The 17,444-nt window shown below is 39.7% G+C and carries 16 protein-coding genes and 1 pseudogene; 15 read left to right on the top strand and 2 right to left on the bottom strand.

Features of this window, described 5'->3' with window-relative positions:
• The first annotated feature begins 5 nt into the window (after positions 1-5).
• Both AC5WOE_RS04615 and AC5WOE_RS04610 read left to right on the top strand, forming a co-directional pair.
• Entirely contained in the window at positions 6-1,259 is a 1,254-nt protein-coding gene (locus AC5WOE_RS04615) for a competence/damage-inducible protein A (protein ID WP_496049864.1), read from the top strand.
• The gene (locus AC5WOE_RS04610) at positions 1,256-2,911 is read left to right on the top strand and encodes a DEAD/DEAH box helicase (protein WP_496049865.1); all 1,656 of its coding nucleotides are present in this window, start codon (positions 1,256-1,258) and stop codon (positions 2,909-2,911) included. Before AC5WOE_RS04615 ends, AC5WOE_RS04610 begins: the two co-directional genes overlap by 4 nt.
• Before the next feature lie 45 nt (positions 2,912-2,956).
• Here AC5WOE_RS04610 and AC5WOE_RS04605 read toward each other — a convergent pair whose 3' ends face one another.
• On the bottom strand, positions 2,957-3,271 hold the full coding sequence (locus tag AC5WOE_RS04605; protein ID WP_496049866.1) for a metal-sulfur cluster assembly factor: 315 nt from the start codon (positions 3,269-3,271) through the stop codon (positions 2,957-2,959).
• Between the two features lie 233 nt (positions 3,272-3,504).
• Between AC5WOE_RS04605 and recA the strand changes: the two genes are divergently transcribed.
• The 13 genes and pseudogenes from recA (at position 3,505) to AC5WOE_RS04540 (ending at position 16,092) form a co-directional block, all read left to right on the top strand.
• Positions 3,505-4,608, top strand: a complete 1,104-nt coding sequence (gene recA, locus AC5WOE_RS04600; protein ID WP_496049867.1) for a recombinase RecA — start codon at positions 3,505-3,507, stop codon at positions 4,606-4,608.
• Positions 4,605-5,240 carry a regulatory protein RecX gene (locus AC5WOE_RS04595; RefSeq protein ID WP_496049868.1) on the top strand — a complete coding sequence of 212 codons (636 nt, stop codon included), beginning with the start codon at positions 4,605-4,607 and terminating at the stop codon, positions 5,238-5,240. Before recA ends, AC5WOE_RS04595 begins: the two co-directional genes overlap by 4 nt.
• Positions 5,240-6,238, top strand: a complete 999-nt coding sequence (locus tag AC5WOE_RS04590; RefSeq protein ID WP_496049869.1) for a metallophosphoesterase family protein — start codon at positions 5,240-5,242, stop codon at positions 6,236-6,238. Before AC5WOE_RS04595 ends, AC5WOE_RS04590 begins: the two co-directional genes overlap by 1 nt.
• Positions 6,225-7,241 (top strand): annotated as a pseudogene (locus tag AC5WOE_RS04585) (AAA family ATPase); the annotation flags it as partial. The gene AC5WOE_RS04590 and the pseudogene AC5WOE_RS04585, both read left to right, overlap by 14 nt.
• 448 nt (positions 7,242-7,689) lie before the next feature.
• Positions 7,690-7,938, top strand: coding sequence for a hypothetical protein (locus tag AC5WOE_RS04580; RefSeq protein WP_496049971.1), 249 nt, complete (start codon positions 7,690-7,692; stop codon positions 7,936-7,938).
• The gene (locus tag AC5WOE_RS04575; protein ID WP_496052047.1) at positions 7,925-8,599 is read left to right on the top strand and encodes an OLD family protein; all 675 of its coding nucleotides are present in this window, start codon (positions 7,925-7,927) and stop codon (positions 8,597-8,599) included. The genes AC5WOE_RS04580 and AC5WOE_RS04575 overlap by 14 nt, the downstream gene beginning before the upstream one ends.
• Positions 8,600-9,026: 427 nt before the next feature.
• A complete protein-coding gene (rny, locus tag AC5WOE_RS04570) occupies positions 9,027-10,520 on the top strand; it encodes a ribonuclease Y (protein WP_496049972.1) in 1,494 nt (497 codons plus the stop codon).
• Positions 10,521-10,593: 73 nt separating this feature from the next.
• Positions 10,594-11,391 (top strand): TIGR00282 family metallophosphoesterase, encoded by a 798-nt coding sequence (locus AC5WOE_RS04565; RefSeq protein ID WP_496049871.1) that lies wholly within the window; start codon positions 10,594-10,596, stop codon positions 11,389-11,391.
• Between the two features lie 113 nt (positions 11,392-11,504).
• A complete protein-coding gene (locus AC5WOE_RS04560; protein WP_022737614.1) occupies positions 11,505-11,765 on the top strand; it encodes a stage V sporulation protein S in 261 nt (86 codons plus the stop codon).
• A 59-nt stretch (positions 11,766-11,824) separates the two neighbouring features.
• The gene (locus AC5WOE_RS04555) at positions 11,825-12,790 is read left to right on the top strand and encodes a dipeptidase (protein ID WP_496052046.1); all 966 of its coding nucleotides are present in this window, start codon (positions 11,825-11,827) and stop codon (positions 12,788-12,790) included.
• Positions 12,791-12,953: 163 nt separating this feature from the next.
• A complete protein-coding gene (locus tag AC5WOE_RS04550; RefSeq protein ID WP_496052045.1) occupies positions 12,954-14,714 on the top strand; it encodes a 2-oxoacid:acceptor oxidoreductase subunit alpha in 1,761 nt (586 codons plus the stop codon).
• Positions 14,701-15,567, top strand: coding sequence for a 2-oxoacid:ferredoxin oxidoreductase subunit beta (locus AC5WOE_RS04545; RefSeq protein ID WP_496052044.1), 867 nt, complete (start codon positions 14,701-14,703; stop codon positions 15,565-15,567). The genes AC5WOE_RS04550 and AC5WOE_RS04545 overlap by 14 nt, the downstream gene beginning before the upstream one ends.
• Before the next feature lie 183 nt (positions 15,568-15,750).
• Positions 15,751-16,092: a DUF192 domain-containing protein gene (locus AC5WOE_RS04540; RefSeq protein ID WP_496049875.1), complete on the top strand. Its 342-nt coding sequence runs from the start codon at positions 15,751-15,753 to the stop codon at positions 16,090-16,092.
• Between the two features lie 265 nt (positions 16,093-16,357).
• Here the strand turns inward: AC5WOE_RS04540 and AC5WOE_RS04535 are convergent.
• Positions 16,358-17,444 (bottom strand): BclA C-terminal domain-containing protein (locus tag AC5WOE_RS04535; RefSeq protein WP_496052043.1); only part of this gene is annotated, 1,087 nt, incomplete at its 5' end.

Genomic DNA, 17,444 nt, shown 5'->3' with positions numbered 1-17,444 from the left:
GCTCCATGCAAGCCGAAGTAATTACAGTCGGATCCGAGCTTATGCTAGGTGTTACACTTAATACTCATTCGCAGTTTATTTCTCAGGCATGCGTTCCTATTGGTATAGAAGTTGCCTATCATACGTCTGTTGGAGATCATGCTGATCGCTTAGCAGAGGTAATGAAGGTAGCTCATAGTAGATCACAACTGGTGTTCCTATGTGGCGGTCTCGGACCAACATTAGATGATTTAACAAAAGAGACATTGGCAGACCTGTTAGGAGAAACATTAGTAGAAGATCTACAATGGCGACAGCGTTTAGAAAGTTATTTTTCGAAACGTAAAACTCCTATTCCCGCAAATAATTACAAACAGGCATTGGTATTTTCCTCAGGAATTGTATTCCCCAATGAAAAAGGTACTGCTCCAGGCTTATCCATTACGAAAGATGGAGTTATTTATATATTACTGCCTGGTCCTCCCGGTGAATTAAAACCAATGTTTGAAAAACAAGTACTTCCTTATTTGCACCGTATACTACCATCAAAAGAGGTCATTTACTCACATCCCATGTCTTTTTTTGGGATTGGAGAGTCTGCTTTAGAAGAAGAGTTAAAAGATTTAATTATCGCTTCTGATAACCCTATTCTTGCCACATATGCAATGGATATTGGAGTTACTTTGCGAATCACCTCACACGCAGAATCGGAAGATTTAGCAAAACAATTCATTGAACCAACTCGTAATGAAATTTTGTCCAGAGTTGGGAGACACTGTTATAGTGAGCGAGAAGAATCTCTTGAAGAAGTAGTAATTCATTATTTAAGAAATAGCAAGCAAAGTGTCGCTACAGCAGAAAGTTGCACAGGCGGTCTCGTTGTTCATTTGTTAACTACTGTACCAGGTGCTAGTGAAGAAGTGAAAGGTGGATTTGTTTCCTACTCCGATAAAGCCAAAACCGATATTGTTGGTATTTCCACTGAAGTGCTAAAAGAATATGGAGCAGTAAGTATGGAAGCTGCTAAGCTGTTAGCAGAACAAACAAGGCAAAAATTTCAAACTGATTTTGCTATAAGCGTGACAGGTGTAGCAGGTCCGGCTTCATCTGAAAGTAAACCAGTTGGTTTGGTATACATTGGTTTAGCCCAAATAGGTATGCCTACCGCTATCTGTGAGTTATCGTTATCAGGAGATAGAGAACGTATTCAAAAATCTGCAGCAAAACATGCATTGTTCTTTCTACTTGAACGACTAAAGAAAGGTGAAACTACGATATGAAACGTTTTGAGGATTTTGATCTTAGTAATGAAATTATGAGAGGGATACAAGATATAGGCTATGAAGAGCCTTCTCCTATTCAAGCTGAATGTATCCCAGCTGTTATACGTGGAGAAGATGTGATTGGGCAAGCTCAAACTGGTACAGGAAAAACAGCCGCATTCGGTATTCCAGTTTTAGAGCGTATTGATCCATCTGATAATCGTGTCCAAAGTATTATTTTAACGCCTACTCGGGAGCTGGCTATTCAAGTTTCCGAAGAACTACGGCGTTTGGGACGTCCAAAGAGAGTGAAGACATTACCTATCTATGGTGGTCAATCCATCATTAGACAAATTAAAGCTTTGCAACAAGGTGTACATGTGGTGATTGGCACTCCTGGAAGATTACTAGATCATTTGCGTAGAGGTACATTAAAAACAGATGGAGTAGAAGTTATTGTTCTAGATGAAGCAGATGAAATGCTAGATATGGGCTTTATCGATGATATTGAGACTGTATTGCGATTTTTGCCTGGACAGCGTCAATTACTGCTGTTTTCAGCTACCATGCCTCCAGCAATTCGTCAGTTATCTCACAAATATATGAGAAAACCTAAATATATCACTATCAATCGGGGTGAAGTTACCGTACCTATGATTCAACAGGTTTATTACCGAGTTTTGGAAAATATGAAGGTGGAAGCTCTCTGTAGAATCTTAGATAGTGAAGAAATTGAATTAGCAATCGTTTTTTGTCGTACCAAAAAAGGAGTCGATGATTTAACCGAGGCTCTTCAAGTAAGAGGTTATTTAGCAGGTGGGCTACACGGTGATCTGCAACAACAACAACGTGATCGGGTAATGGGGCAGTTCCGTCAAGGTGAGATCGAACTTCTTGTGGCTACGGATGTCGCTGCTCGGGGCATTGATGTCGGTAGTGTAACTCATGTGATCAACTACGATATCCCTCAAGATGTAGAAAGCTATGTCCATCGAATTGGACGTACTGGTCGTGCAGGCCGCACAGGGATGGCCCTTACTTTAATTACACCTCGTGAAATGAAACAACTTCGTCTAATTGAGCAAGAAACAGGAGCAAAACTTGTATCCCGTGAACTCCCCACTTTAGAAGAAGTAGCAGCGAAACAACAACAAAGTTGGATTTCGCAAATTGAAGATGTTATTCGATCTGAAGCTGATCTATCTTTATTTGAAGATATGATTGAACAGCTTGCTGGCAAGTTTTCAGCAGAAAAAGTGGCAGCAGCATCTTTATACCTTACTTTCTTTGAACGATTTAATAAAACTAGCGATGCTGCTTATAATTTTGGGGAGACAGGCGCCTCTCCTGGAATGGTACGATTCTTTATTAATGTTGGACGTAATAGCAATCTTCGTCCACAAGAGCTCGCTAAAGCAATTGCGGATCATGCTGGTATTGGTTTGCGTCAAGTGGGACGAATCAATATTTATGATCGGTTCTCATTTGTAGAAGTTCAAGAAGAGATTGCTCCGTTTGTTTACGAGGCTCTTCAACAATCCCGTATCAATGGAATGCGTGTCAACATGGAACCTGCAAGACCAAGGACCAATTCGCCAAGACCTACAACCCGTGAATCACGTTCTGATTCAGGTAGGAGTCGTAGACCAGAAGTGAATGCAAGAGGTTGAATAAAAGTAAAATGCACCTAGCTGAAGAATGCTAGGTGCATTTTTTTAATCTGGTATTCCTAGTGCTATTTTTGCATAGCGAGACATTCGGTCTTTGCTCCATGGTGGATCCCAAACGATATCAACTTCAATTTCTTCTACACCTTCGACTTTTCGAACAGCGTCTTCTACAAGACCATTTATCATTCCAGCTAGGGGACAACCCATCGCAGTTAAAGTCATGGTTATCTTGACATTATTGGATTCACTTATCTCAATATCATAAACTAATCCTAAGTTGACGATGTCGATGCCTAGTTCAGGATCGTTTACTTCTTCTAGCTGCTCCAATATTTGGTTTTTCAATTGATCTTTGTCCATGTTACTACCCTCCTATAAACTTAGATTACCACATTTGTGCAAGTTCTAACGCACATTTTTTACAGAATAAATGTTCGGAAAAAGGCTTGTTATCCTTTGAGAAACACGTTATGATAGAGAAGATGAAAGTGATGAAAAACTTCTTACTACCCATAAGAACGTGTACGCAAACAGAAAATAAGTAAGAATAATGCAATCATTCTAACTTTATGAAAGAGGGAGAGTTTCTACATATGTCAGATCGAAAACAAGCCTTGGAAATGGCACTGAGACAAATCGAAAAGCAATTTGGTAAAGGTTCTATCATGAAGATGGGGGAAGATGCTTCCCATCAAGTAGAGACTATTTCCAGTGGTGCTCTTGCTTTGGATATTGCTCTTGGAGTAGGAGGATATCCTCGTGGACGAGTTATTGAAGTATATGGACCGGAATCGTCAGGTAAAACAACTGTCGCATTACATGCGATAGCAGAAATTCAAAGAAATGGCGGTCAAGCTGCTTTTATTGATGCAGAACATGCCCTTGATCCCGTTTATGCACAAAAATTAGGTGTGGATATTTCTGAGCTACTCTTGTCTCAACCAGATACAGGAGAACAAGCATTGGAAATTTCTGAGGCTTTGGTGCGCAGCGGAGCAATTGATATTATTGTGATTGACTCTGTAGCAGCGTTGGTTCCAAAAGCAGAGATAGAAGGAGAAATGGGAGATTCTCATGTAGGTCTTCAGGCCCGATTGATGTCACAAGCATTGAGAAAGTTATCTGGTGCGATCAACAAATCTAAAACTATCGCGATCTTTATCAATCAGATCCGTGAAAAAGTTGGTGTTATGTTTGGTAACCCAGAAACAACTCCAGGAGGACGTGCTTTGAAGTTCTACTCCAGTGTACGTTTGGAAGTACGTCGTGCAGAAGCTATCAAACAAGGTACAGATGTGGTTGGGAATCGTACCAAGATCAAAGTAGTTAAAAACAAGGTTGCTCCTCCATTTAAGGTGGCTGAAGTAGATATTATGTTTGGTGAAGGTATTTCCAAAGAGGGTAGTGCTTTAGATATTGCTACTGAACTGGAGATTGTGAATAAAAGTGGTGCATGGTATTCCTATAATGGTGATCGTATGGGACAGGGTCGTGAAAATGCAAAACAATTCCTCAAAGAAAATGCAGAGACTTTTATAAAAATCGAAAACCAAATCCGTTCACATCATGAACTTCCAGTTATTCATGTAGAAGAAGCTGCCGTTACGATAGAAGTTGAAGAAACGGAAAAACCAAAAAGAGGTCGTAAAGCAAAGGAGAAAGCGGAGGAAGAAACACCTCTGTTTGATCTCAAGTGATAATTTCAGCTATTGTAGGACAACGACATAAGCGTTACGAAATCCAAGTGGATGGAGAGCCTGTGCTCTCTGTCCATGAGGATGTTTTGGTAAAGTATGGCTTACATAAAGGGATGGAAATAGAACCTTCCGATTTAACAGAAATCAGCGAGACTCAGGAGCGTCATTATGTAACCCAAGCCTTTTTTCGTTATATCAGTTATCGTCCAAGAACTGTGAAAGAAGCAGAAAAACATTTATTACAAAAAGGATTTGATGAGAGACTTATCAAGTCTGTTCTTGAATCGATGAAACAGCAAGGTTTTTTGGATGATCGTCAATATGCAGTAAATTGGATAAAAGAAAGACAGATGGGAAAAAAACTAGGAATTAATCGTCTTAAGCAAGAATTAAAAAGCAAGGGAGTTTCCTCAACTAATATTGATGAGGCTATTCAGGAAGAGGACATCATAGAGGAGCGCCAATTGGTGACAGAGGTCGCCGAACGGCGCTATTCTCGTCTTTATCAAGAAGATTGGCAAACAATTGAGCGTCGATTGGGCTCTTATCTTTTACGAAGAGGCTTTCCCTCTGACTTGGTTCGTCAAGCGTTGCAGCATATCAGAAACAAACGAGATCTGGAGGGGTCATAATGCGTTTGCTTTATTTCACAGATACGCATATTCGAGGTACTTCTCCTCGTGGTCGTACAGATGATTTTTTTGAGTCGATGAAGCGAAAATTAAACGAAATTATACAGATAGCAGAAAAAAAGAAAGTGGACTATGTGTTACATGGTGGAGATGTTTTTGACCGTCCAAACTTATCCCCTGCAGTGGTTCGAGAGTTTGCCCAACTTTTTCGTAAATTCTCCGTCCCTGTATACGCTGTTGCTGGTAATCATGATATTTTTGGTCATAATCCTGCCACAGTAGATCGTACGATGCTTGGTTTGCTTGAGGCTTTTGGTATTTTGACATTAGTAAAACCGAAGGAACATATAGTGTTATCAGATGGCACCTATCAGGTTCAATTAACTGGACAAGCCTTTCATTACGATCTGGACAAACGGACGATAGCAGAGGACTACGCCGTTACCAATCATGCAGGAGCAGATTATTGTATACATATGGTTCATGGTATGCTTGTGGACAAAGCATTGCCGGAAGGAGTACCTCATACGATGGTATCCGCTTTATTGGAGATGGAAAGCGATGCAGATATATTATTGACAGGGCACTATCATGCAGGTTTTCCTATCCAGCATAAAAACAAGAAATATATTATCAATCCAGGTTCAGTTGCTAGACTTTCGAATCAACAAGCAGAAATCAGACGTATGCCACAAGTTGTTCTAATCGAATTGGGGAAAGAAATTCAAATCCATTTTCAAAAATTAACATCTGCTGCTCGTGGAGAAGATGTTTTTGACCGATCTATTCAAGAAGAGTCTATATATCGACAAGAGAAATGGGCCCAATTTGCTCAAGAGGTGAGTGCAGCTGGTATCTATCAAGGGATTCAAGTAGAGGAAATCATTGAAGAGATCGCTAAGATTGACCTGCTGGATCACTCTGTTAAAGCGGAAGCATTGAAAAGAATTGGAGAAGCTCAAGAGATGGCAGGGGAAAAGAATAATGATACATTTTAAAAAATTAATCATAAAAAACTTCCAATCCCATGTACATACAGATTTAGATTTTCATCCAGGCTTAAATGTGTTTGTAGGTCCGTCAGATAGTGGAAAAAGTGCTATTTTACGTGCGCTTCGCTGGGTCTTATTCAATTCCCCTAGAGGAACTGAATATATTCGTATGGGTGCTAATCTCTGTGAAGTAGCACTCTATTTAGATGATGGAACCATTATTAGACGAATTCGTAATCACAACTCCATTAATCGTTATCAATTGGAAAAAATAGGAGAGGAACCGCAGATATTTGAAGGTTTTGGTTCAGATGTGCCGTTGGAGATATCCAATGCTCATCAGTTTAGACCTTTGGAGTTGGATCAAAAAGATATTTTTTTACAAGTGGGTAATCAGCTTGATGGTCCTTTTCTCCTATCTGAGTCCAGTGGAGTAAAAGCTAAAACAATTGGTCTAGTTAGTGGCGCCCATTTGATAGATAGGGCATTGAAGAAGTTAAATAGTGATCGAATACAGCTTGCTTCAAAAAATAAACATCTCCTTGAACAGAGAAAAAATGTGGAGCAAAAACTTCAACCCTTTGAAAATCTAGATATTTTAGAGTCAGCTCTGCTACAAGCAGAAAAAAGGGCATCTGATATCAAAGAAAAACAATCTCTTCTTATCCAATTAAAGCAATTGGCGTACCAATATAAACTTGTAACTCAAGAAAAACAAGTACAACAAGTTATATTAGAGAAGTTTCCTAGTATAGGTGAAGCCGAACACATTTCCATTTCATTAGAAAATAAATTGTTATACCTTCGCCAATATCGACAACTTTTAATCCGTTATCATCTTCATGTTGAAGAAAAAACAGTACAAAAGTCTATTTACGACAAAACTGCATCCATTACCCAAATAGAACAAATCCAACAAGAGATAGACACGAAAATGCAAATCGTGAATAAGTACAAAAAGTTTCAAAATGAGTACAACAAGATTCAACTGGAACAAGAAAAATTAAAGGATGTATTGCTACAAACGGAGCAGATAGACGAAGGGATGAATCTTGTAAGCGCTGTAGAAATAAAGCGTAATCAGTTAGAAAAATTAATGAAGTGGGAACGGATTTGGGAAGATACATGTAAAAGGAAACAAAAAGTAGAACAGTTTTTAACAATCAGCGAAGGTTTTCTAGCAGATTTGCAACTTTATCTACCAGAAGTAGAAACAAAACTATCTCTTTTATCAAAACTGCGAACTTATTTAGTAGATTTAACAGATAAACAAAAAAGAATAGCAATGGGATATCAGTGCATAGCTGAGGTAAACAACACTTTGGAAGGTCTATTAAAGGAATATGGAGATTTGCTTACGGAACATGGAGAATGTCCAATTTGCGGATCAGAAATCAATGATCACTTGATTCAACACTTATTACAAGAACTTGAAGGAGGAAGTAATTATGCAGCAGCTGGAAGAGAAGATCAAGCAAATAAAAACAAAAATTGAGGAAGCAAAAGATTTACGTCGTAGAGCGGAATTAAAATTGGAAAATCTGGAAAAACAGGAAAGAGATATATTAATGGAGTTGGAGCAGCTAGGGGTAAAGCCAGAACAACTGACAGAAGAAATAAGTCGTTTGGAGCAAGAAGTTCAAGATGGATTAGAAGAAGTAGAGCAATTACTTCCTAAGGAGCTACTTGCTGATGGAAACCATTGAGCAATTTGAGCGGATGGATCTTAGATTAAAAGAAGCAAGAGAAGAATGGATTCGTCGAAAGACAAAAAAGGATATGCTTGTGAAGGAGCAACTGGAATTGCTTGAACAAGAAGAGAAACTACGCCAAGAGCAAGAGTTATTGGACAGAGTTCGTCTTTTGTTTCAGCGATCTGGAGAGTATGCACGTAAACAGGCAAAAGCTCAATTGGAAACATTGGTTACGAACGCACTTCAATACGTATTTGGTTCTTCTTTTCGTTTTGAGATAGACCTTTCACCTGCAGAAAAAAATCCAACAGCTGAGTTCTATGTTGTTACAAAATGGAATGAAGAAACGATCCGAACCAAACCTCAAGAGGCTAGAGGTGGTGGAGTAGTGGATATTATCTCCCTTGCCCTTCGAATTGCTTTCTTGGAGACAGTAAGGCCTCGATTAAATGGTCCCATTCTATTAGATGAACCAGGTAAACATGTAAGTGAGGATTATATATTACCTATGACACAATTTTTACAGTCTGTACATGAAACTTTCGATCGTCAGATTTTGTTTGTGACACATAATATACATTTAACAGAATCTGCTGACCAATCTTTTTTTGTTCGTCTAAAAGATGGAAAATCAGAGGTGCATGCTAGTCGCCTTGACAATGGGATTTCATAACGAATACAATTGAGCTGTATCTTTTTATTTTTATCATCTATTTAAGATACACTTGACCGGTTGCATGTATGCAAAATGAACAACAAGGTAAAACGGTAGACCGAGCAAATCGGTCTTGTTTTTAAACCAACCCATGTATGAAGTAATCTTGTGAGAATACTGCAAGATTGGTAATTTATCTTCAAAGATAGGAAAAACATAACTAAGATTGGCTTATGCAGGAAATAGTAGGTTGATCCCTACTAATGTTCGTAAAATTATGTGCCCTTACTTAAAGAAACAGAGTGTTTCTGGATTTTAGAAATACTTACTTCTGATAGTAAGAAACCCCATCAATAGTGGTGGAGGTTGAGATAAAAGAATAAGGGAGGTGAACACTACAGTGCTAGACACAGGACATATCCTGCTGCTGTTCGCCTCGCTAATCATGGGATTTGCTGGTTATTGGCTGCGGAAAAGTATAGCTGAATCTCGTATCGGTAGTGCTGAGAAACAAGCAGAACTGATTTTAGAGAAAGCTAGACACGATTCAGAGGCTATGAAAAAGGAAAAAATCCTTGAGTCACGAGATGAAGTATACCAATTGCGAAGCGAAGCAGAACAGGAAATACGTGAACAGCGAAACGAACTCTCTCGGATGGAACGGAGAATCGTTCAAAAAGAAGAAACATTTGATGTGAGACAACAAAATCTAGAGAAACGTGAAAGTGAACTAAATGATCGAGAGATTACGATTAACACGCATCTAAAAGAAATAGAGGATTTAAAAGAAGCTGGAGTCAAAGAAATGGAACGTATTTCTGGCTTAGCAACTGAAGAAGCCCGTCAAATCATTATGAAGCGTGTAGAAGATGAAATGCGTCATGAAACTGCCCAACTCATCAAAGAAATGGAACAACAAGCGATTGAAGAAGGAGATAAGAAAGCTAGAAATATTCTATCTCTCGCTATTCAACGCTGTGCAGCTGATCATGTAGCAGAAACAACTGTGTCTGTAGTTACCTTGCCAAATGATGAGATGAAAGGTCGCATCATAGGACGTGAAGGTCGAAATATACGTACATTAGAAACGTTAACTGGGATTGATTTGATAATCGATGATACCCCAGAAGCTGTAATTTTGTCCGGATTTGACCCGATTCGTCGTGAAGTTGCGCGTGTGGCCTTGGAAAAATTAGTCGCTGATGGTCGAATTCACCCAGCCAGAATTGAAGAAATGGTTGAAAAGGCTCGTCGTGATGTAGATGAGAGAATTCGTGAATATGGTGAACAAGCTACTTTTGAAACAGGAGTACATGGTTTGCATCCAGACCTCATAAAAATCGTTGGACGTCTTAAATTTCGAACGAGTTATGGTCAGAATGTATTGAAACATTCCATGGAGGTTGCTTACCTTAGCGGTCTTTTAGCTGCTGAATTGGGAGAAGATATTCCTTTAGCAAAGCGTGCGGGATTGCTTCATGATGTCGGCAAGGCAATTGACCATGAAATCGAAGGTTCTCACGTGGAGATTGGAGTAGAGTTAGCCAAGAAGTTTCACGAACATCCAGTCGTTATCAACAGTATTGCTTCCCATCATGGTGATGTCGAAGCAGAAAGTGTTATTGCAGTACTTGTAAGAGCTGCTGATGCTTTATCAGCTGCCAGACCAGGAGCTAGAAGGGAAACATTAGAGGCATATATCCGTCGTTTGGAGAAATTAGAAGCGATTTGTGAGTCTTTTGATGGTGTAGAAAAATCATATGCTATCCAAGCCGGTCGAGAATGTAGAATTATTGTACGACCTGAAGAAGTAGATGATGCAGAGGCAACTAGATTAGCTAGAGAAATAACCAAACAAATTGAAAATCAACTAGATTATCCAGGACATATCAAAGTAACTGTAATTCGGGAGACTCGATCAGTTGAGTATGCAAAATAAAGTGGCCTTGTGCCGCTTTATTTTTTTCATAGAATAAAAAGTCTCTAGTGGATAGAAAGAGGATATCAAACAAATGAGATTATTAATGATTGGAGATATCGTTGGTAAAGTGGGTCAAGATACACTTCGAACATACCTCCCCAAATTAAAACAAACCTATCAACCCGATGTCATTGTGGTCAATGGAGAGAATGCTGCTATAAATGGTAGAGGAATCACTAAAGATATTTTTCGGGAATTTCTATCCTTAGGAGTAAATTGTGTGACGATGGGCAATCACACATGGGGACAGTCTGAAATTTTTGATTTTATCGATGATGAGGAGAAAATTATTCGACCGGCTAATTACCCAGAGGGAACACCGGGAAGAGGGTATACAGTCATTTCTTCTGCAAAAGGTAAAGTTGTAATCATCAACCTTATGGGCAGAACATATGCTGCTAGCTCATTGGATTGTCCATTTCGAACAGTAGATAATATTTTAAATCGTATATCAGGAAATCCTTATATCTTAGTGGATATGCATGCAGAGACTACATCTGAGAAACAAGCACTTACATGGTATTTAGATGGGAGGGTATCAGCCGTGGTTGGAACGCATACACATGTACAGACAGCAGATGAAAGAATCTTACCAAAAGGTACTGGTTATTTGACGGATATTGGAATGACAGGCCCCTATAATGGAGTAATCGGAATGGAGGTTGATGCTGTTGTAAGAAGATTTATAACGCAACTTCCGGTTCGATTTGAGGTTTCAAAAGAAGGATTTATGTTGCAAGGTGTTTTAATGGATTTCGATACCTCAAATAAACGAACAAAAAAATTGAAGAGAATTCGTATTGATAATGACACACCGTGGTTAAATTAAAATAATTTTATTTGGATTATTTCAGTTCTGTCTACTTTTTTAAGAAGGAATTTTTACACTTTAGTCGAATATGATAGGAGTGGACTTACTCCAACCATCGAGGAGGTACATTCATGGAAGTATTAAAAGTTTCAGCAAAATCGAATCCCAATTCCGTCGCAGGTGCACTTGCTGGTGTTTTGCGTGAGAGAGGTCAAGCCGAAATGCAGGCTATTGGCGCAGGTGCACTAAACCAAGCTGTTAAAGCGGTTGCAATCGCACGAGGATTTGTTGCTCCAAGTGGAATTGATCTCATCTGCATCCCTGCCTTTACCGACATTGTCATCGATGGTGAAGAACGCACGGCGATAAAATTAATTGTGGAACCTCGATAATCGTTTAAACCTGTTATGTCATGTAGCAGGTTTTTTCTTTATATATGGGGGGTGAGGGTTTGTACTGGATAGATAATCACTGTGATGTACTCTACCAGCTTTGGAAACGGGAAAAGGAGGATTGTTCTTTTTTTTCAAATAAACAACCTCAAGAAAACTTATTTCTTTCGGATAATTCTCCTTTAGATGTTTCTTATAACTCTTTAAAATATAGCAATGTACTCCTTCAAAATTTTGCTATCTATGTTCCTGATCATATCCCCCAAACTGGTAAATTAGGAACTGCACTTAAACAAATTGATTTGTTTTACCAAAACGTTGAACCTTTTGTTCCCCTGTTATCATGCGGAAATGGGAAAAGAATAGAGGAAGAAACTCGCTCTGTACTCTCTCTCGAAGGTGGAGAAGCAGTGGGTAGAGATCTTTCCATCTTGCGTTTATTCCATCGATTGGGAGTAAGGCAAATAGGTTTAACATGGAATTGTTCGAATGCTATTGCAGATGGTTGTAGGGAGATTCGTAACGGAGGTCTTACTAATTTCGGTAAGGAATTTGTGAAGGAGATGGTGAGACTCGGAATGATTGTAGATGTTTCACATTTATCGGAGCAAGGGTTCTGGGATGTTGTTTCGATTCCAAATGTGAAAGTTATGGCATCTCATTCCAATTGCCGAAAGATCTGTGACCATCCTAGGAATTTGACAGATGATCAAATTAAAATAATCATCGAATTGAATGGTTTAATCGGAATTACATATGTCCCTCAATTTGTGTTTCATCCCTACCAAAAGGCAACAATAGACCATTTGTTGTTTCATCTTGAACACATCCAATATTTAGGGGGAGAAGATCGTATTTCTTTTGGTTCTGATTTTGATGGGATGGAGAATAAACTATATGGATTGAGTAATGCATTTGAATTACCGTCCTTTTACCATGTATTGAGTAGTTACTTTCCAAAGTCATTAGTAGATAAATGGACTTACCATAACGCCCTCAAATTTTATAAACATTCACTAAGATAAGATTGCTTATTGCAATTTCTACTACACAGGAATAGAATTAGAAAAGGCAATAGTTAGTGTTTAGTAATTTACCATAATAAACAAATGTATAAACATTACTGGTTCACATCTGGGGATTTCTCCAGATGATTGTTTGGCGTGAAGTATTAAAGGAGATGAGTTCATGATTAACCAGCTTTCCTGGAAAGTAGGCGGACAGCAGGGAGAGGGGATTGATAGTGCTGGAGAAACTTTAGCTACAGTGCTCAATCGCCAAGGCTACTTTCTATTTGGGTATCGTCATTTTTCTTCCCGTATTAAAGGTGGCCACTCCAATACGAAAATTCGTATTAGCACAGAACCTACCAGCTCTATTTCAGATGATCTAGACATTTTAGTTGCATTCGACCAAGAAACGATTGATTTAAATTCTTATGAACTAATAGACGGTGGTGTAATTTTAGCTGACGCAAAATTTAATCCTACTGTTCCAGAAGGCGTCAAGGCACACTTAATTGCAGTGCCATTTACAAAGATTGCTGAAGAAGTTGGTATGGCTCAAATGAAAAACATGGTGGCTGTTGGTGCATCTGTAGCGCTACTAGGTATTTCTGTTGAATCATTCCGTGAAGTTTTGACAGATAGATTTGCGAAAAAAGGACAACAAGTGATTGATAAAAACATGAATGCAATCACAAAAGGAATTGAGTATGTCAAAACCGAAACTACCAATCTTTCTATCAAAGACTTTAGCTTAGCACCATCTGATGGAAAGAAACGTTTATATATGATTGGTAATGATGCAATTGCTTTTGGTGCGGTTGCTGGTGGAGCAAGACTAATGGCAGCTTATCCGATCACTCCATCTTCTGAAATCATGGAATACTTAATCCGTCGTCTTCCGGCATTTGGTGGAACGGTAGTACAAACAGAAGATGAAATTGCTGCAATCACAATGGCTATTGGTGCAAACTATGGTGGTGTGCGTGCATTGACAGCTTCCGCTGGACCTGGGTTATCTTTAATGACAGAAGCTATAGGTCTTGCGGGTATGACCGAAACACCTGTTGTAATCATAGATACACAACGTGGTGGCCCAAGTACAGGACTTCCTACCAAACAAGAACAAAGTGATATTCTTGCTATGCTGTACAGCACACATGGTGAAATTCCAAAGATCGTTATCGCACCAAGTTCTGTGGAAGAATGTTTCTATGATACGATTGAAGCATTTAACCTCGCTGAAGAGTATCAATGTCCTGTAATCATCGTTACGGATTTGGCATTGTCGCTCGGCAAACAAACCGTGGATCCGCTAGATTATAATAAAATTGAGATTCGTCGTGGAAAACTGGTTACGGATGAAGAGGAATTGCCAGAACTCGAAAATTCAGAGTTATTCCCACGCTATGGATTTAGTGAAGATGGTGTGTCTCGTCGTGTTCTTCCTGGGAAAAAACACGGGCTCCATCATGTAACTGGTGTGGAACACAATGAAACAGGACGTCCATTTGAAGGTGCTGTCAACCGTAAAAAAATGATGGACAAACGGTTGTCCAAATTGACTAACCTGTCTTTCCCAAATCCAATTCATGCCGATACACGTCATGAAGATGCCGATATCTTGATTGTTGGTATTAACTCTACTTATGGAACCATCCAAGAGGCAATGGGTCGTTTAGAAGCTGATGGATTAAAAGTAAATCATGCTCATATTCGTCAATTGATGCCTTTTCCAACTGAACAATTAAAAGAACAAATGGAAAAAGCGAAAAAAGTAATTGTCGTAGAAAACAATGCTACAGGACAACTGACTTCGCTCATTAAAATGAATGTAGGTATGGCTGAAAAATTGGTTCACGTTGGCAAATACGACGGAAACCCGTTCTTGCCGATGGAAATCTATAAAGAGTGTAAGGAGCTGTTGGTTCATGGCAACGTTTAAAGAATTCCGCAACAAAGTGAAACCTAACTGGTGCCCTGGTTGTGGAGACTTCACGGTTTTGGCTTCTATGCAGCGTGCGTTTGCAAACTTAGGTAAAGAACCTGAAGAAGTTGCTATCGTTTCCGGTATCGGTTGTTCTGGTCGTATTGCAGGTTATGTGAATTCCTATGGATTTCATGGTGTTCACGGTCGTTCTCTACCAATCGCTCAAGGTCTAAAACTCGCCAATCGAGAGCTAACTGTAATTGCTTCTGGTGGTGATGGAGATGGCTTTGCGATCGGTATGGGACATACGGTTCATGCCATTCGTCGTAATGTTGATATCACCTATATTGTAATGGACAATCAAATCTATGGTCTCACCAAAGGACAAACTTCTCCACGCTCGGAGATGGGATTCAAAACGAAAAGTACACCAAATGGTTCTATTGAAGCTGCGATTTCTCCAATGGAAATGGCACTAACGGTAGGAGCTGGTTTCGTTGCACAAACGGTATCCAGTGATTTAAAAGGAATGACTGCTGTAATCGAAGCAGGTATTAAACATAAAGGTTTCTCGTTGATCAATGTTTATAGCCCATGTGTGACTTACAACAAAATCAACACATACGATTGGTTTAAACAAAACCTTACTAGTCTGGATGATATCGAAGGATATGATCCATCAAACCGTGGGAAAGCAATGCAAACCTTGATGGAACACAATGGTCTCGTTACTGGAATTATTTATCAAAATTCCGACAGACCTTCCTATGAAGACTTGATAAAAGGTTATAAAGAAGAAGCCCTTGTAAAACAAGATCTAAATTTAAAAGAAGAGCAATTTGATCGTTTAATCAGCGAATTTGCATAAGGTTATGGAGAGTTGGACTTATCCAGCTCTCTTTTTTATTTTTTAACACTTTTTGCCAAATAACAAGTAAATATTTGATTGCACAAGAAAAAAATTTTATCGGAAATATAATGTAAATTAAAAAAGAATGGATTTTGTTTTCTTAATTGTTGCGCATAAATATTTTGCTTTGGAGGCAAAGAGTTGAAAAATTGGATAAATGTTTATCGATCACATATCTTTTTTCGAAGTATGGAGTTAGCCGTAACGGAAAAAGAACTGTTGAAAGGGCTTCTTGGACGAAACTCAGCTGGTAGTGGATTATTTCTCATGAGGGGAAGAATGGTTCATACATTTCAAATGAAATTTCCAATTGATATTGTTTATTTAAATCAAGATGGGGATGTTATCGCATTAGAAGGGAACGTAATGCCAAACCAGTATGGAGGTCACTATGAGAAGACAGCACACATAGTGGAGTTTGATGCGGGGACTATTCATAGTTATCAGATATTTACTGGGGAAAAATGGGATTGGGGAAACTGATTATGAATAGGATTCATATGGATTTATAGAAGATGAAATTGCAATTAATCAAATTTCAATTTCATCTTTGGATCATGCCAAAATAAATATTTATTTCCTTAATCGTAGGAATCAAACAAAGGAATTTTACACAGATATGAAGCATAGATACTAAACCTAACCCCTTATCACATAAGGGGTTAGGTTTGAATAATTTGTTTTTTTCATCATATTTTATCGTTTTAACCGTAGTAATTGGTTTATCTGTTTGTGAATCAATATAAAATTATTCTACTCTTATAATAGTTAAAGTTGCACCTGCTCCTGATACAAGTACAGCAGTTCCTAACAGCCCGAATAATTGAAGTGATATGGTAGATCCAGCAGTTAATGTGACAATGACATCTGTAGAGAAACTAGAAACACTGATAGATGGTGCGATGGAGGATTGAGTTAAAGGTGATCCATTTACAATCAACCTTGAACCTAGTAATAAACTAGCCGTTAAATGGATGTTATAAGAAATATAGTAACGCCCTGCTGGAGCTACGGTAAATATTGTATTTGCTCCATTTACTGTTATATCGGCAGACAGATTTTGAGCATCTGGAAGCGGGACAACTGTTCCTCCTAATATAACTGCTATGGATGCTCCTGAAGTATTCGCTGCGAAACCGGAAGTTGCTGTTACATTCGTACCTGTAGCGCCGGTATTCCCGGTAGCGCCAGTGTTCCCGGTAGCGCCAGTGGTACCTGTAGCGCCGGTATTCCCGGTAGCGCCAGTGTTCCCGGTAGCGCCAGTGGCCCCGGTAGGGCCAGTATTTCCGGTAGCGCCGGTATTTCCGGTAGCGCCAGTATTCCCGGTAGCGCCAGTATTCCCGGTAACGCCAGTATTCCCGGTAGCGCCAGTATTCCCAGTAGCGCCAGTATTCCCAGTAGCGCCAGTATTCCCAGTAGCGCCAGTATTCCCAGTAGCGCCAGTATTCCCGGTAGCGCCAGTATTCCCAGTAGCGCCAGTGTTCCCAGTAGCGCCAGTATTCCCAGTAGCGCCAGTATTCCCAGTAGCGCCAGTATTCCCGGTAGCGCCAGTGGCCCCGGTAGCGCCGGTATTCCCGGTAGCGCCGGTATTTCCGGTAGCGCCGGTATTCCCGGTAGTGCCAGTATTCCCGGTAGTGCCAGTAACTCCAGTATCTCCGGTGGCACCGGTATTTCCGGTAGCACCGGTATTCCCAGTAGCGCCAGTGTTCCCGATAGCGCCAGTGTTCCCGATAGCGCCAGTGGCCCCGATAGCGCCAGTGGCCCCGGTAGCGCCAGTGGCCCCGGTAGCGCCGGTATTCCCGGTAACGCCAGTATTCCCGGTAACGCCGGTATTT

Source organism: Shimazuella sp. NTD248 (assembly GCF_059510395.1).
Note: the sequence above shows the minus strand (reverse complement) of the source record. Positions and strands in the feature narration are given on the sequence as shown.

Coding starts and splice junctions, on each gene's coding strand:
- AC5WOE_RS04610 (WP_496049865.1), top strand. CDS start 1,256: ATGAAACGTTTTGAGGATTTTGATCTTAGTAATGAAATTATGAGAGGG.
- AC5WOE_RS04605 (WP_496049866.1), bottom strand. CDS start 3,271: ATGGACAAAGATCAATTGAAAAACCAAATATTGGAGCAGCTAGAAGAA.
- AC5WOE_RS04590 (WP_496049869.1), top strand. CDS start 5,240: ATGCGTTTGCTTTATTTCACAGATACGCATATTCGAGGTACTTCTCCT.
- AC5WOE_RS04545 (WP_496052044.1), top strand. CDS start 14,701: ATGGCAACGTTTAAAGAATTCCGCAACAAAGTGAAACCTAACTGGTGC.
- recA (WP_496049867.1), top strand. CDS start 3,505: ATGTCAGATCGAAAACAAGCCTTGGAAATGGCACTGAGACAAATCGAA.
- AC5WOE_RS04575 (WP_496052047.1), top strand. CDS start 7,925: ATGGAAACCATTGAGCAATTTGAGCGGATGGATCTTAGATTAAAAGAA.
- AC5WOE_RS04615 (WP_496049864.1), top strand. CDS start 6: ATGCAAGCCGAAGTAATTACAGTCGGATCCGAGCTTATGCTAGGTGTT.
- rny (WP_496049972.1), top strand. CDS start 9,027: ATGGGATTTGCTGGTTATTGGCTGCGGAAAAGTATAGCTGAATCTCGT.
- AC5WOE_RS04560 (WP_022737614.1), top strand. CDS start 11,505: ATGGAAGTATTAAAAGTTTCAGCAAAATCGAATCCCAATTCCGTCGCA.
- AC5WOE_RS04565 (WP_496049871.1), top strand. CDS start 10,594: ATGAGATTATTAATGATTGGAGATATCGTTGGTAAAGTGGGTCAAGAT.
- AC5WOE_RS04550 (WP_496052045.1), top strand. CDS start 12,954: ATGATTAACCAGCTTTCCTGGAAAGTAGGCGGACAGCAGGGAGAGGGG.